This is a genomic window from Acinetobacter psychrotolerans (assembly GCF_048552595.1).
In the GTDB taxonomy this organism is placed as follows: Bacteria; Pseudomonadota; Gammaproteobacteria; order Pseudomonadales; family Moraxellaceae; genus Acinetobacter.
Window position 1 is genome coordinate 35,975 of sequence record NZ_JBIMDK010000014.1, and the last position, 13,704, is coordinate 49,678.

At 36.4% G+C, this 13,704-nt stretch carries 16 protein-coding genes and 1 pseudogene; 8 read left to right on the plus strand and 9 right to left on the minus strand.

The window, feature by feature from the left end; genetic code table 11:
* Nucleotides 1-5: 5 nt before the first annotated feature.
* The 3 genes from ACG94X_RS12335 to ACG94X_RS12345 are packed head-to-tail and all read right to left on the minus strand — an operon-like array spanning nt 6 to nt 1,745.
* On the minus strand, nt 6-686 hold the full coding sequence (locus ACG94X_RS12335; protein ID WP_419384019.1) for a DUF799 domain-containing protein: 681 nt from the start codon (nt 684-686) through the stop codon (nt 6-8).
* Nucleotides 683-1,060 (minus strand): DUF4810 domain-containing protein, encoded by a 378-nt coding sequence (locus tag ACG94X_RS12340; RefSeq protein ID WP_419384020.1) that lies wholly within the window; start codon nt 1,058-1,060, stop codon nt 683-685. The genes ACG94X_RS12335 and ACG94X_RS12340 overlap by 4 nt, the downstream gene beginning before the upstream one ends.
* Before the next feature lie 13 nt (nt 1,061-1,073).
* On the minus strand, nt 1,074-1,745 hold the full coding sequence (locus tag ACG94X_RS12345; RefSeq protein ID WP_419384021.1) for a CsgG/HfaB family protein: 672 nt from the start codon (nt 1,743-1,745) through the stop codon (nt 1,074-1,076).
* A gap of 294 nt (nt 1,746-2,039) precedes the next feature.
* On the opposite strand from ACG94X_RS12345, the gene ACG94X_RS12350 reads away from it, so the two are divergent.
* Nucleotides 2,040-3,017, plus strand: coding sequence for an MBL fold metallo-hydrolase (locus ACG94X_RS12350; protein WP_419384022.1), 978 nt, complete (start codon nt 2,040-2,042; stop codon nt 3,015-3,017).
* A gap of 145 nt (nt 3,018-3,162) precedes the next feature.
* On the opposite strand, the gene ACG94X_RS12355 is transcribed toward ACG94X_RS12350, so the two are convergent.
* Both ACG94X_RS12355 and ACG94X_RS12360 read right to left on the minus strand, forming a co-directional pair.
* Nucleotides 3,163-3,786 (minus strand): LysE family translocator, encoded by a 624-nt coding sequence (locus ACG94X_RS12355; RefSeq protein WP_419384023.1) that lies wholly within the window; start codon nt 3,784-3,786, stop codon nt 3,163-3,165.
* 200 nt (nt 3,787-3,986) lie between these two features.
* The gene (locus ACG94X_RS12360) at nt 3,987-4,163 is read right to left on the minus strand and encodes an NF038215 family lipoprotein (RefSeq protein ID WP_419384024.1); all 177 of its coding nucleotides are present in this window, start codon (nt 4,161-4,163) and stop codon (nt 3,987-3,989) included.
* A gap of 301 nt (nt 4,164-4,464) precedes the next feature.
* Here ACG94X_RS12360 and ACG94X_RS12365 point away from each other — a divergent pair, with 301 nt between their 5' ends.
* The 5 genes from ACG94X_RS12365 to ACG94X_RS12385 all read left to right on the plus strand — a co-directional run bounded on the left by ACG94X_RS12365 (nt 4,465) and on the right by ACG94X_RS12385 (nt 10,111).
* On the plus strand, nt 4,465-5,013 hold the full coding sequence (locus ACG94X_RS12365; protein ID WP_419384025.1) for a TetR/AcrR family transcriptional regulator: 549 nt from the start codon (nt 4,465-4,467) through the stop codon (nt 5,011-5,013).
* 9 nt (nt 5,014-5,022) lie between these two features.
* Nucleotides 5,023-6,675, plus strand: coding sequence for an MFS transporter (locus ACG94X_RS12370; RefSeq protein ID WP_419384026.1), 1,653 nt, complete (start codon nt 5,023-5,025; stop codon nt 6,673-6,675).
* Nucleotides 6,676-6,766: 91 nt separating this feature from the next.
* Complete coding sequence (locus ACG94X_RS12375; protein WP_419384027.1) at nt 6,767-7,897, plus strand: HlyD family secretion protein; 1,131 nt, start codon at nt 6,767-6,769, stop codon at nt 7,895-7,897.
* A 72-nt stretch (nt 7,898-7,969) separates the two neighbouring features.
* Nucleotides 7,970-8,845: a 1-aminocyclopropane-1-carboxylate deaminase/D-cysteine desulfhydrase gene (locus ACG94X_RS12380; RefSeq protein ID WP_419384069.1), complete on the plus strand. Its 876-nt coding sequence runs from the start codon at nt 7,970-7,972 to the stop codon at nt 8,843-8,845.
* Nucleotides 8,846-8,911: 66 nt separating this feature from the next.
* On the plus strand, nt 8,912-10,111 hold the full coding sequence (locus ACG94X_RS12385; RefSeq protein ID WP_419384028.1) for a BaiN/RdsA family NAD(P)/FAD-dependent oxidoreductase: 1,200 nt from the start codon (nt 8,912-8,914) through the stop codon (nt 10,109-10,111).
* Nucleotides 10,112-10,152: 41 nt separating this feature from the next.
* On the opposite strand, the gene ACG94X_RS12390 is transcribed toward ACG94X_RS12385, so the two are convergent.
* The 3 genes and pseudogenes from ACG94X_RS12390 to ACG94X_RS12400 all read right to left on the minus strand — a co-directional run.
* A complete protein-coding gene (locus tag ACG94X_RS12390) occupies nt 10,153-10,314 on the minus strand; it encodes a hypothetical protein (protein ID WP_419384029.1) in 162 nt (53 codons plus the stop codon).
* 161 nt (nt 10,315-10,475) lie between these two features.
* On the minus strand, nt 10,476-10,637 hold the full coding sequence (locus tag ACG94X_RS12395; protein ID WP_419384030.1) for a hypothetical protein: 162 nt from the start codon (nt 10,635-10,637) through the stop codon (nt 10,476-10,478).
* A 413-nt stretch (nt 10,638-11,050) separates the two neighbouring features.
* Nucleotides 11,051-11,185, minus strand: a pseudogene (locus ACG94X_RS12400) (hypothetical protein); the annotation flags it as partial.
* Between the two features lie 155 nt (nt 11,186-11,340).
* Here ACG94X_RS12400 and ACG94X_RS12405 point away from each other — a divergent pair.
* The gene (locus tag ACG94X_RS12405; RefSeq protein WP_419384031.1) at nt 11,341-11,763 is read left to right on the plus strand and encodes a hypothetical protein; all 423 of its coding nucleotides are present in this window, start codon (nt 11,341-11,343) and stop codon (nt 11,761-11,763) included.
* A gap of 201 nt (nt 11,764-11,964) precedes the next feature.
* On the opposite strand, the gene ACG94X_RS12410 is transcribed toward ACG94X_RS12405, so the two are convergent.
* Complete coding sequence (locus tag ACG94X_RS12410; protein WP_419384032.1) at nt 11,965-12,726, minus strand: ferredoxin--NADP reductase; 762 nt, start codon at nt 12,724-12,726, stop codon at nt 11,965-11,967.
* A gap of 87 nt (nt 12,727-12,813) precedes the next feature.
* Between ACG94X_RS12410 and gigC the strand changes: the two genes are divergently transcribed.
* Complete coding sequence (gene gigC, locus ACG94X_RS12415) at nt 12,814-13,692, plus strand: LysR family transcriptional regulator GigC (RefSeq protein ID WP_419384033.1); 879 nt, start codon at nt 12,814-12,816, stop codon at nt 13,690-13,692.
* Nucleotides 13,693-13,704: the final 12 nt, after the last annotated feature.

Here is a 13,704-nt window from a genome sequence, read left to right on the forward strand (position 1 = left end):
ATTTTTTATTTGTGAGCACTCAATGAGTTTTGACTAAAGTTAGGTGAACGTGGGCCATATAGTAAGCCTTTTTGCTGATTTAGCTGTGGTGAATACAATAAATGGCTTACCGTATCTGATAGTACATACGCTTTGTCACTTAAATGATTTGAAATTTGGTCTACTAAAGCACCGACTAGCATACCCACTAAACCTGCATTGCTATTATTGTTAGCAAGTTGTTGCTTCTCTGTCCCTTCCCAAAGTAACTCACCAGTTTTCAGATCTACTAGCTTCGCCTCTACTGCAACAGTAGCCACAGTTTGAAATACCTGATACTTCGAGCCATATTCTTTCACTTTGATATAAAGTGCAGCATCAGCACCAAATATTTCTTGCAACTTTTGTGGTGCGATGGATTGAGCATCTGAACCATTAAAGACACCATTTTCCTTAAACATAGTATCAACGACACTAATTGGAAAAACGTAATAGCCTGCTTCGGCAACAGGTACCGTTACAGTTGACCAGTAACTATAAGTTGCGCGCGTATCTGGTGACTCATTGACTGGAGGCATGATCAAGATAGATTTCGGCATGTTTACAGTATAAGCACTTAAGTTACGTGAACTTTTGGGAGCGACAGTACAACCTGTAAATAAAATCACCAGAGCACTATAAACAAATAAACGTTTTAACATTTTCATTTTTTAGCCCCAGATGCGGTCTGACCTGTCATTTTTTTCAATAATCGATCCATCAAAACAGTAGACTCGGGATAGATCTGACGCTCTAGCCCAAAATATTCAGTCGCACGAGAGAAATCATTTGTATTTAAATATAGCAAACCCAAATGCGCATAAAGACCTGGTGGAATCGCATTGTTTTGGGCTTTCGATTTTTCAATATCTTTTTCAAGTTTAATGATTTGATCTTGCGGTAAAGCTTTCTCAGGTAAACTTAATGATAAATACGTTTGCTGTGGAAATTGCCCCCAGCTATACAATGGTTTAGGAGCGCTCGCACAACCGACCAAACTCAATGACAATATGCCACTAACCAATAAGAATAAATTTTTCACGATTTCTACCTTATTACTTAGCAGACCATTTACCAGTTTGTATATCTAGCACAAGATTATTCACAGCTTCACGCACTGCCAAATCCAAAACCTTACCATTTAATGTTGAGTCATAGGATGCGGTTGAACCAAAGCCAAGTATTTCACGTTCACTTAAAGCATACTCACCCGCACCTTGAACTGAGTGAACAATTTCTGCAGTTTTTACATCCACAATATTTAAATTTACTTTCGCATACGCTATTTGTGTTTTTCCTCGTCCAAGGACGCCAAATAGTTGATGATCACCAACTTCTTTACGACCAAACTCTGAAACATCTCCTGTTAAAACGAATCTAGCACCTTTAATCGATTGCGATGATTTATTAAAGCCAGACTCTTGCTGAAGTTCTGATAAATTATCGCGATTTAAAACAGAGAAATAACCAGATTGTTGAAGGTGTGTTTCTAAAATTGTTTTCGCTTGACCACCTAAACGATCAACATTATCTGAAAAAATTCCACGCATATAGCTTGAACGGTTATCAAACTTGCCAATTGATACAGGAGTTTTTTCACCAGTATATTTAACAGCTGCGGTTGCAGCAGTCACTTGTGGCGCCTGAATTGTTCTCATTGTTTCTGTAGTCGAACATCCTGCAAGAGTGGTACCCCCCACTATAAAAGTTAATATTAATTTATTCATTAAGTCTTCTCATTGTAAATATTTGTAAAAAAGTATTTTAACAATGTATAAATTAAAAAAACATCATAAATATTAAAGTTTTTTCATTAGTCGAAATTTAAACAGCTACCGACCTTTAATTTAAAATAATATTATGCAAGTCAAAAAACTAAAAACTTTACGTATAGAGGAATCTTATAAATAGTTAATTTAAATAAAAACCTTATTCATGAGTTTATACAGAATTTGATAATGACTTTTCAATAGCAACGACTCATGTTAGAAATAATCAATAATAATTTTATTTGAACGATGATGAAAAAATCCATTCTAGCAATAACAGTCTCAATCGCACTATTCAGCTCACTTTCAACAGTTGCAGAAACTACAAAAATTTTACCCATCATTGAACAGCAAGCGCAAGTAGCAGGCTTTTATCAACATCAAGTGGGTAATACCCAAATCACAGCCCTATTGGACGGCACAAACTTTATCTCTCCAACACTGTTTAAAGATATTTCACAGGATAAGGTTCAAGAAATTTTAAAGAAATATCATGCAGATCAAACCAAAGGTGTACAAACCTCCATTAATGCTTTTCTAGTCAATACGGGTCATTCACTGGTTTTAGTAGACAGTGGCACAGCGGATTGCTTTGGCGCACATTTAGGTTCTGTACTGAAAAATCTAAAAGCATCGGGCTATCAACCTGAGCAAGTGAATACAATTTTACTCACCCATTTACACCCCGAACATTCCTGCGGAGTCAGTAAAAATGGTGTAGCGAATTTTCCTAATGCCACCATTTATGTATCAGACGATGAAGCAGATTATTGGCTAAGCCCGAAACAAGCTGAAAAAATTCCGCAAGATAAACGAGAAAATTACACAGCAACAGTGGAAAAAATTAAGGCAGCACTTACACCATATCAGGCAAAGAATCAATTTAAGACTTTTAAACTGGGTGACAAAATTGATCATTTTGAAGTCATTAATACCGCAGGTCATACACCCGGACATTTTAGTTATAAGCTAAAAACTACAGGTGAAGATATGATTTTCATTGGTGATATTGTTCATTCTCATACCGTGCAGTTCGATCAACCTGAAACGGCTATTGAATATGATATAGATCCGAAACAAGCCGTTCAGACTCGTTTAAAACAATTCACTGATTATGCTGCAAATGGACAAACAATCGCTGCGCCTCATTTACCATTTCCAGGCATTGGGCATATCTACAGTACAGATGGGAAACGTTACCAATGGATTCCCGTACTTTTTAAAGATTAATCCATATTCAAAATAAAATTTATTAAATTCAAATATAAAAAAGTCCTACTGTATTTAAGTAGGACTTTTTTCATTCAAAATATATGAAATTTTATAGATTTAGATCATTACAACATTTATTAGGGAAATAAAGAGAGCTCAAAAATCACTTCATCCCAAAAATCAGTTTCAAACCAAGCAAACTCATTACACCGCCTGCAATACGGTCAAACACCTTTTTAAACTTTAAATAAACACGACGTGGACCTTCAGCAGACAAAGCGACAGCGACCAACGAATACCAACCAGCATCAATAAAAAAGCACAATAAAGGCAGTACAACATAATAATAAGAAGGAATTTCTTTGGGTAAAAGTGCCGTAAAAATACTGGCTAAAACAATCGCAATTTTCGGGTTACTTAACTGAGTAATAAACCCTAAACGATACGCTTGTGCATGACTCATGCTCTGGAGAGAACCATCTGGCTGAGTCATAGGATCTTTAGCATGTTTAATAATTTTATATGCCAAATACAGTAAATATAAGCCACCACAGATTTTCAATACCAAATATGCAGAAGGCACAGCCAATAAAACTGCCTGTAACCCAATGATAGCTAAAAATCCAAAAAAGGCAGCGCCAGTCCCTGTTCCTAAAGCGGTGAACAGACCATGTTTACGTGAAATCGCAATTGAATTTTTTGCTACATAAATAAAGGTTGGACCAGGACTAATCGCACCAAGCATTAGAGCCAAAGTAATCGAACCTAAGATCAATAAGGATTCCATAAAATTGAGCTCTAAACTTGCGAAAATTTGAAATGAATTTTACGATATAAACAAATAATTTGCTTCGATTATTTCAAAAAATTAACTACAACTTTTCATACCAAAACAATAAAACTCTTTTATCATTCTGTATTTCCTATTCATTTTTCGCCTAAGTGCGATACAAGAAGAATCATGGAGTTTTGAAATAGTCTAATCACTTAATCTCTAACAATAGTTTCAGTCTTTGCGCTAAGAAGATAATCTTTTTCATAAACAGGCATTCCTGCAATATTCATTGAACGTACTTCTGTCTTAGTCGGTGTCGGTGGTTTTTTCTCACACCCGACCAACAACACAGTGACCATAACACTTAACACCATGGATAGCATTTTCATAACATATCCTCATTCTTTGTTTTTATAATTTTAGAATAACAGATTTGAACAAAAATTCAGCTACTTTATAATAAGTCATGTTTATTTTGCCCAATATTGAATCTATTTCGGGATCATCAATTTCATTGAATTTTATTTAGAGTTTTTTGATAAAAACTTGGTGATGGTTCAAAAGTACGCCTATTTTTTGCCAAGCTAAAACTATTTTAGAGAAGATTTACAAAATTTCACACAGCCGACTATTTACATCGGACAAAAATGTCCGTTAAATATATCTAAATACTAAACCTGCTGTTCTTCTATGCTCAAACGCCAACAACGTGCTGCTCAAAACCGTGAGGATTTATTGAATGCAGCGATAATAATATTTCGTCAGCAAGGCATTCAAGCACCTTTACAATTGATAATTGATGAAGCTGGTGTCGGACGAGCAACCTTTTATCGTAACTTTGAAGATCGTCGTGCATTGGTCATTGCGCTTATGGAACAAGCGCTTACACGATTGGAAGAACGTGCAAAAAAATATTCAGAATATCCAGACGGATTTATTCAATTAATCCAAAACCATATTTACAACTTACCCAATTTAACGGCGCTGACAGAATATTGGCGAGTGATTGATCGAAATGATCCAATTATGGTACAAATTTATCAAAGACGGGATGCAATTTTACAACCGCTTATTGACCAGTCTATTGCCAATCAGATCTGCCGCCCAGATTTAAGTCCCAAAGATTATGCCATGATCACCAGTATCCTCAGATCATCATTTCAAGGATTGGGCGATGAAGAACAAATGGATTTAGCCAAGCGTGCTGTTGATCTTCTTATTCATGGTATTAAAGCGTAAGAGACGTATATGGATAAAACACCTCGTCTTTTAGAACCAGCACCCGATTGGACACCTGAAGAAAAACCAACCTTGCCGGGTTCTCCTGCTGTGATTGCCCATCCCACATATAAGCGTTTTTTATATTTTTTTATTGGCTTATTTATCGCTATTTCGGGCAGTCTGAGTAATGGTTTTATCACAGCGAACCTTCCTTTAATTCAGGGAGAATATTCACTGACACCCTCACAAGCGGCATGGATTCCTGCAGCTTATGTAATGGCAAATATTAGTTCTAACCTCTTATTATTTAAAGCAAGACAACAATATGGGCTGAGGCTATTTTCAGAAATAGGTTTAGTCCTTTTCAGTGCTGTGCTGATTCTACATATTTTTGTCCATACTTATGAAATGGCAGTTTTTGTCCGTGTAATGAGTGGCTTAGTGGCTGCCCCACTCAGTTCATTGGGTATGTACTACATTATGCAAGCTTTTGAACGTGCCAACTTTGGACGCGGCATTTATCTTGCATTAGGCTTTCAACAATTAGGGATTCCCCTTGCTTGGATTCTTTCGCCCTATATTGTCGATGTGAATGATTGGAATATTTTTTATACCTTTGAATTGGGTTTAGCACTGTGCTGTTTAGCCATGGTGGTTTCATTAAAATTACCACGTAGTTTAAGAATTGAGGTCTTTGAAAAACAAGATTTAATCACTTTCGCACTGCTTGCCCCAGGCTTTGCTTTAATGTGCGTTGTGCTCACTCAAGGGCCTATTCTCTGGTGGTTTGAAGCCAAATGGTTGGGATATACCCTCATTGCCAGTTTCTGTTTAATGATCATTGGTTTTACTTATGAACACTTTCGGGTCAATCCGCTGATTATTACCCGATGGTTAGGTACAGCATCGACATTAAGATTTATTTTCGGTGCTTTGGCATTACGTTTTTTAATGTCAGAGCAAACCTACGCAGCAGTTAATTTCCTCAAAACAATGGGCATGGGACCAGACCAATTTGTCTCACTCTATGTCGTTATTTTTCTGGGTATAAGCTCGGGTACTATTTTCAGTGCGATGACTTTTAAACGAGAGCGCATTGTTTGGCATTTAATTGGCGCAGAAATCCTGATCTTTATCGCATGTGCATTGGATTACCATCTGACCAGTGACGTTCGCCCAGCCAATTTTTATCGTAGCCAATTCTTAGTTGGGTTTGCCAGTGGTATGTTTATTGGCCCGCTATTATTGACAGGAATTATTAGTGCATTGCAAAAAGGACCTTCGCATATGGTTACTTTTGTCGTGCTATTTTCTGCAACACAAAGCTTTGGTGGGTTAATGGGCAATTCATTTTTCTCGACCTATCAACAGGTTCGAACACAGTATCATCGTAGTGAAATTATTAGTCATTTGCCACAAACAGATCCTTTGGTCAATGAAAGACTGAACAGTTACCAACAAGCAGCGAGTAAATATACTTTAGATCCAATACTTCAACAAAATCAGGTGATACGGAGTTTAAATCAAGTCGTGACACGTGAAGCACAAGTACGTGCATATAACGATGTGATTGCATTAAATGGTTTATTCGCAATCTTCTTATTGATATGGGCTAGTTATAATATTGCGAGAAATAAATATGTATTAATCAAACAACAAAATATTGCCAATACCTCCTAAGCTTTTTGATGCTTTTAAATGAATTAAACCCAAAAAAATGAATGATATTCGTCAATAAGTAACCAAAAACCCCCCAGATTTGAGAATGATTATGTCACAAGATCAAAATGAAACGGAACAAGCACCCAATCAAGGACAGATTACTGAACCGACGATACAACCGACACCAGTACCGTCAAGTAAACTGATTCCAACAGCAACACGCACCTTGATTTTGATGTTTTTTGTCTTGTTGATCGGTATTACAATCATTTTATCGGCATGGAAAATTGGGCCATTTCATAACTCAATCGAATCTACCGATAATAGCTATATCAAAGGTAAAACGACGGTTTTATCTTCTCAAATCAATGGTTATATTAAAGATGTTTGGGTGGTTGATTTTGATCATGTCAAACAAGGTCAAATTTTAATGCATATCGACACAACAACTTATGATCAAAAAGTCACACAGGCTGAATCTGGGGTGGATCAAGCCAAAACGACATTAGCCAATCAAACTCAGATTATTCAACAACGTAAAGCAGATATTATTGCTGCACAAGCCAAAGTTGATCAAGCTCAAGCGAGCTATGAACTTTCCGTTGCTCAATTGAACCGTTATCAACAATTAGGTAATAGTGGTGCGACCTCTAAAACAGAACAAGACAAAGCTAAAGCCGATGCAAAAAACAATTTTGCTTTACTTAAACAAGCGGAAGCCAATGTATTAGTGGCGCAAGAAGCGTTAAAAACAGCGCAAGTTGCGGAATCAGGCTTAAAAGCCCAAGTAACCAATGCCAAAGCACAGTTTGATCAAGCCGTGACCACCAAAGATTACAGTGTGATTACTGCGCCTATGGATGGGCAACTCGGTGAAGTGACACCACGTGTGGGGCAATATGTTGCTGCAGGAACTCAGCTGATGTATTTAATTCCAAAACAAACATGGGTTACTGCGAATTTTAAAGAAACACAGATTTCACAGATGAAATTGGGACAAAAAGCATCATTCACTGTCGATGCAATGAATCATCGTAAATTTACAGGGCATGTAGAAGAAATTTCCCCTGCTGCGGGTTCTGAATTTAGTGTGCTTAAACCAGATAACACCACAGGTAATTTCACCAAAGTTGTGCAACGTATTTCTGTTCGGATCGCAATCGATCCAAATCAGCAAGGTATGGAAAATTTACGCCCTGGCATGTCTGTCGTGACTTCTGTAGATACGGCATTAAATTAACCAAGTGCTATCACCCAATTTCGTTACAATACAATTGAATATTAATTATTTAGACCATTCTGACTGATGACTATGTTTGAAGATATTGCGCAGACTATTCCCTATCAAAAACTACCATTCGAAAATGATCAAGCAATTGAAATAACCATCAAGCGTTTAGACCAAATTCATCCGCAAATTTCAGGGAATAAGTTTTTTAAACTGAAATATAACTTTTTAGAAGCCCAAAGGTTAGGAGTCAAAAATATTTTGACTTTTGGTGGTGCATTTTCCAACCATATTGCAGCAACCGCATATGCGGCACATCTATTTGGTTTTCAAAGCATTGGGATCATTCGTGGTGAAGAACTGCAACATAAAACATTGAATCACACTTTAGAAACTGCCAAACAATTTGGCATGCAGCTTAATTTTGTTTCACGTGAAGAATATCGCCAAAAAGACAACATTGAATTTCTGAATGAATTGAATCTACAATTTCCAAACAGCTATATTATTCCAGAAGGTGGTACCAATACACTTGCAATACAAGGCTGTCAGGAAATATTAACGGCAAATGATTTAAATCATTACGATATAATTTGTTGTGCTGTGGGTACAGGTGGAACAATTTCTGGGTTAATTGAAGCCAGTGCAAAACATCAAACAGTTTTAGGCTTTTCCGCTTTAAAAGGTGATTTTTTACAAACTGAAGTTGCTGCACAGACAGCAAAAAATAATTGGAAAATTATCGATCGCTATTGTTTTGGGGGGTATGCCAAAACTCAGCCTGAATTATTGGCTTTCATTGAGCAGTTTGAACATCAACATCGTATTCCTTTAGAACATATTTACACGGGGAAAATGTTGTTTGGTATTTTCGATTTAATTTCAAAGCATTATTTTGCTCAAGGTACACGAATACTGGTGATTCATAGTGGTGGCTTGCAGGGACGTAAAGCAAATTAATATTACCCTGAAAATAAACTCAAATATGTCTATAATGCCCTGCTTTAATCTCCTCTGAGTTTGTACATGTCTTCCAATCTTTACGATGTAATTGTCCTCGGTGCTGGTGCTTCTGGCTTAATGCTTGCTGCAAAAGCGGCTGCACGCGGTCGTAAAGTTTTGGTTGTAGAAAAAGCCAATAAAATTGGCAAAAAAATTCTCATGTCAGGTGGTGGGAAATGTAATTTCACCAATCTCTATGTAGAACCTGAAAACTTTATTTCACATAATCCGCACTTTGTCATTTCTGCACTCTCACGCTATACCAATTGGGACTTTATTGGCATGGTCTGTGAATACGGTATCGAGTATGAGGAGCGTAAACATGGGCAACTTTTCACATTGAATGGTGCAAAAGAAATCTTAGCCATGTTGCTGAATGAGTGTGAAAAAACAAAATTAGTCGAGATCAAGAGTAATTGCGAAGTTAAAGCAGTGAATACACTTGACGGTCAAGGCTTTCAAGTCGCAACGAATATTGGCTTTTTTGAAGCAGAATCTGTCGTAGTTGCTGCTGGTGGCTTATCTATTCCCACTTTAGGCGGTTCAGATATTGGTTATAAAATTGCAAAACAATTTGGGCATCATATCTATCAAACTCGTGCAGGTTTAGTTCCTTTTACATTTTCAGACCAATTCAAAGAAATCACCACTCGTTTAAGTGGCAATGCTGTTGAAGCAACGCTGTCTAATGAATTAATTAGTTTTACCGAAGCTTTATTATTTACCCATCGTGGTTTAAGTGGGCCGAGTTCACTACAACTTTCAAACTATTGGAATGTAGGGCAAAGCTTCCAAATCAACTTCTTACCCAGTTTAGATCTATTTGAATTTTTTAAAGCCAAGAAACAAAGCCAACCCAAAGTGCTTATTCGAACCTTATTAATAGAGCAACTGCCTAAAAGTGTTGTACTTGAATTACAAAATTTAATTTGGGCTGAATTTTCAGAAACGGCTATTGGGCAACTCAGTGATGAAAAGCTTGAAAATATTGCCAATAAATTGCATCAATATGAAGTCAAACCATCAGGAACAGAAGGTTATCGTACTGCCGAAGTCACTTTAGGCGGTGTAGATACCACAGAGCTTTCATCTAAAACGATGGAAAGTAAAAAACAAAAAGGTTTGTATTTTATTGGTGAAATTGTAGATGTCACGGGTCACTTAGGCGGATTCAATTTCCAATGGGCATGGGCTTCTGCACATGCGGCATCTGAATATGTATAGCTATAAAAAGACGCTGTATTTGAATCTATTTTAAAGCTAATCTATTCCAAATAATCGGTTTTAAACAATGCAATTTGACGGTTTTGCTGAATACGTTGAATTGCGACATCCATCAGATCTAATTTTTCTGATTCTGCTGTATCTGAATGATTTACAGTCATAATTTGTAAATGTATTTTTTGTAGCCAATTCATAAATTTCATTTTAAATCCTTTTTAAATGAATTTTGATTAAATTAAAATATTTTTATTTCAAATAGCTGAAGCAATTAAACTTAGCTCATCATAAATTTAATGTCTATCCGTTTTACACAAAAAAATTATATACCGTAATTTCATTCCCATAATTTTTTATGTGAATAGAATCATAAATCATCTGGTTTTTGCTGTTCGTCTTGTACTAAATTTTTAGCTTGCTGCTTTTTAGGTTTCGCAAAAACAAACTTATAAGCACTGGCTAAAAATCCTATCGTGATCCCTGCAATAACAATTGGGGCAATAAATTTATTGGGACTTTTGTTTGACATGGTTTTCTCCTATCAGCTTAAACAGTCATAAAATAAAAAGATCGATCTGACATCCTGCGTGATCTCATTCATGAATTAAAGGTTATTTCGGGTCAATTTTATCCTTATTGAATGAATCACTTATCGGTTTATATTCATTTTTCATTGTTAACTTTATCAATTAAATCACTCATATACAAACTAGTGAACAAGATATTGATTTTAATGCAAATTTAACGATATATTCCCCATTAAAAACCTTACAAAACACCAGAATCATCGTTTATTAATTTATCGAATAAAATTGTATTGTAAATACTTTTCTCGCATAAAAAATATAAAAACTCTAGTAATATCAAGTATAACTAGAGTTGATTGAGATCACGTTAGAATTATTGTCAAAATAATTGGATCATTGTATTGGGTTAAATCCAATTGGCGATCATGTAAACCAGTATAGCGAATAGAAACAACCCCACAAGAATAAGCATATAAATAGGTAAGCGATTCTTCTGAGTTATTTCATCTGCACTTGTCACATGAGAGGGTTTGCTGAAATCGTGTCGCATAATTTCCACCTCCATCTTGTTGATGTATTTTTATACTAGCAAGTTATTTAATTCAATTGTGTAAATTATTTTAACCGAAAGTAAATTATACAATGCACAATACTTGATAGATAAATGAGCTATAATATGTACCCCATTTTTTGGCTATAAACGATATGGCGTATCAACGACAAAGTGTCAACTTAGATCTAGACACGGATGTCACTCATCAATGCTTCATACATACTTCTAGAGATGAGCATTTGATTGGAATCATTGAGTTTAATAAGCCTAGTTATGTTTTAAAATGGGGTGATTTAGAGTTTTTCCGCAGACGTACGGAAGAACTTTCTGTGATGCCACTTCCAGATTGCATCAATGCGATGATTATTGACATTCGCAATGTTGCCGCTTTTTTAGACAATGAAGTGCCAATTTTACCGTGGCGACTGTTAGAAGAAGATTGCCCTATTCGTATCATTGTGCCGCAAGATCGCATTGAACATTATGCTGGATTTTTTGAACCAACATGGCTCTCAAGCAATATTGATACTGCAATTCAGGAACTACGTGAAGCGATGGATATGTTTGTGCATTAATTATTCAATGTTTCAATCACAGATGTAGCGATTCACCAGTTTAAAATTAAATATATTTCGGTTATTTTTTTGAATTCATGCCATATTTATCAATGAGTAATACGTTTTATTAAATCATTCTCTCTCAGTGCAGAGAGTTTGAAATTAAAGGATATTTTATTAAAAACACCCTAAAATTCACTCATCTAGACAATAAATAATCTACCAATAATTTTCAACAGCGATATTACCTTCCCCACGGCGGTTCATAGTTAAGCCACGGGCTTTTAATGCATCTTTTGTGTCATCGACCATTTGTGGATTTCCACATAACATGACATGCGTTGTTTTAGGGTTAAATTCAAAGCCAGCAACTTTTTCCAATTCACCATTTTCAATTAAAGCTGGTAAACGGTCATGCAAGGTTGCTTTTGGATCTCGGGTAATAATAGGGATAAATTTAAACCCTGTGTGCCCTTCACCAAACGTTTCAGCAATTTCCTGAATACGTTCAATATAAGCCAATTCCGATGCCGTTCTGACGCTATACACTAAATTGATTTTTTCGTATTTAGACCAAGTTTCAAAATCTTGTAGCATAGAAATGAAAGGGGCTAATCCTGTACCCGTAGCCAATAACCATAAATCTTTTGGAAGCGGTAACTGATAACGTGCCAAGGTTAAAAAACCATAAGGAACTTTCTCTAAATAAAGCTCATCGCCTATTTTCAAATGTTGTAAATTCGAGGTAAATGCACCATCAGGTACAACAATCGAAAAGAATTCTAAAGTCTCATCAAAGGGCGAAGAAACCACAGAATAGGCTCGTACAACAAGCTCATCAGCCACTTTCAAACCAATACGTGCAAATTGACCTGCTGTAAATTTAAAATGAGCAGGACGCGTCATGGTAAAACTAAACAAAGTATTGGTCCAACGATGTACAGATAAAACCGTTTCTACGCTAAATTTTTCAATTGACATGATTTCTACGTGGCACGAAAGATACGCCTCATGGTAGCATGACTGTATATTTTATAAATATTTTTTAAATGTTAAGGCTATATTCCCATGCGCATGACTTTACGCCAATTGGCGGTTTTTGTAGCAGTTGCACAAGAAGGCACCGTAACTAAAGCGAGTGATGCTGTTCGTCTCACTCAAAGTGCTGCAAGTATGGCTTTAGCAGATTTAGAAAGTGGATTGGGTGCGCCACTTTTCGATCGTTTAGGAAAAAGATTACAACTCAACGATCTAGGGCGATTCTTACTCCCCCAAGCACTCGAAATTTTAGGTCGTTGTGATGCTTTCGAACAAGCGGCTAAAGGTGAATTACAAAGCATAGATTTAAGAATAGGCGCAACGCTAACCATCAGCGATTATTTAATGCCTGATCTCATGGCAGATTTTTTACAAACTCAACCACAGGCGCATTTGCAATTACAAGTGGGCAATACCCGCCAGATGATCGAAGCAGTGAACCAGTTCCAACTGGATTTAGCATTAATCGAAGGTTCATGCCATTTGCCACAGCTACAATGCATTCATTGGCGAGATGATGAATTGGCTATCTGCTGTGCGCCAAGTCATCAGCTAGCAAATGTTAAACGTGCGCTAAGACCTGAAGATTTTTATCAAATCGAATGGGTTCTACGTGAAGAAGGTTCAGGTACCCGTGAAGTATTTGATAATGCAATATTAAAAGATTTGCCCAATGCCAATATTCGCCTAACTTTAGGACACAATGAAGCCATTTTGAAAATTGTTGCCGGTGGCTTAGGCGTGTCATGTATTTCAAAACTTGCGATCCAACCTTTACTAGATAAAGGGCAACTGGTTATTTTAGACACACCATTTTGGCAACTGACTCGTCCATTATTTATGCTTGTACATCGTCAGAAATATCAAGGACCTGGTTTGAAAGCCTTTATGAAATTTTGTGAAGAATAACCATTACTAGAT

Coding starts and splice junctions, on each gene's coding strand:
- ACG94X_RS12390 (WP_419384029.1), bottom strand. CDS start 10,314: ATGAAATTTATGAATTGGCTACAAAAAATACATTTACAAATTATGACT.
- ACG94X_RS12360 (WP_419384024.1), bottom strand. CDS start 4,163: ATGAAAATGCTATCCATGGTGTTAAGTGTTATGGTCACTGTGTTGTTG.
- gigC (WP_419384033.1), top strand. CDS start 12,814: ATGCGCATGACTTTACGCCAATTGGCGGTTTTTGTAGCAGTTGCACAA.
- ACG94X_RS12410 (WP_419384032.1), bottom strand. CDS start 12,726: ATGTCAATTGAAAAATTTAGCGTAGAAACGGTTTTATCTGTACATCGT.
- ACG94X_RS12355 (WP_419384023.1), bottom strand. CDS start 3,786: ATGGAATCCTTATTGATCTTAGGTTCGATTACTTTGGCTCTAATGCTT.
- ACG94X_RS12395 (WP_419384030.1), bottom strand. CDS start 10,637: ATGTCAAACAAAAGTCCCAATAAATTTATTGCCCCAATTGTTATTGCA.
- ACG94X_RS12350 (WP_419384022.1), top strand. CDS start 2,040: ATGAAAAAATCCATTCTAGCAATAACAGTCTCAATCGCACTATTCAGC.
- ACG94X_RS12405 (WP_419384031.1), top strand. CDS start 11,341: ATGGCGTATCAACGACAAAGTGTCAACTTAGATCTAGACACGGATGTC.
- ACG94X_RS12345 (WP_419384021.1), bottom strand. CDS start 1,745: ATGAATAAATTAATATTAACTTTTATAGTGGGGGGTACCACTCTTGCA.
- ACG94X_RS12365 (WP_419384025.1), top strand. CDS start 4,465: ATGCTCAAACGCCAACAACGTGCTGCTCAAAACCGTGAGGATTTATTG.
- ACG94X_RS12380 (WP_419384069.1), top strand. CDS start 7,970: ATGTTTGAAGATATTGCGCAGACTATTCCCTATCAAAAACTACCATTC.
- ACG94X_RS12385 (WP_419384028.1), top strand. CDS start 8,912: ATGTCTTCCAATCTTTACGATGTAATTGTCCTCGGTGCTGGTGCTTCT.
- ACG94X_RS12335 (WP_419384019.1), bottom strand. CDS start 686: ATGAAAATGTTAAAACGTTTATTTGTTTATAGTGCTCTGGTGATTTTA.
- ACG94X_RS12375 (WP_419384027.1), top strand. CDS start 6,767: ATGTCACAAGATCAAAATGAAACGGAACAAGCACCCAATCAAGGACAG.
- ACG94X_RS12370 (WP_419384026.1), top strand. CDS start 5,023: ATGGATAAAACACCTCGTCTTTTAGAACCAGCACCCGATTGGACACCT.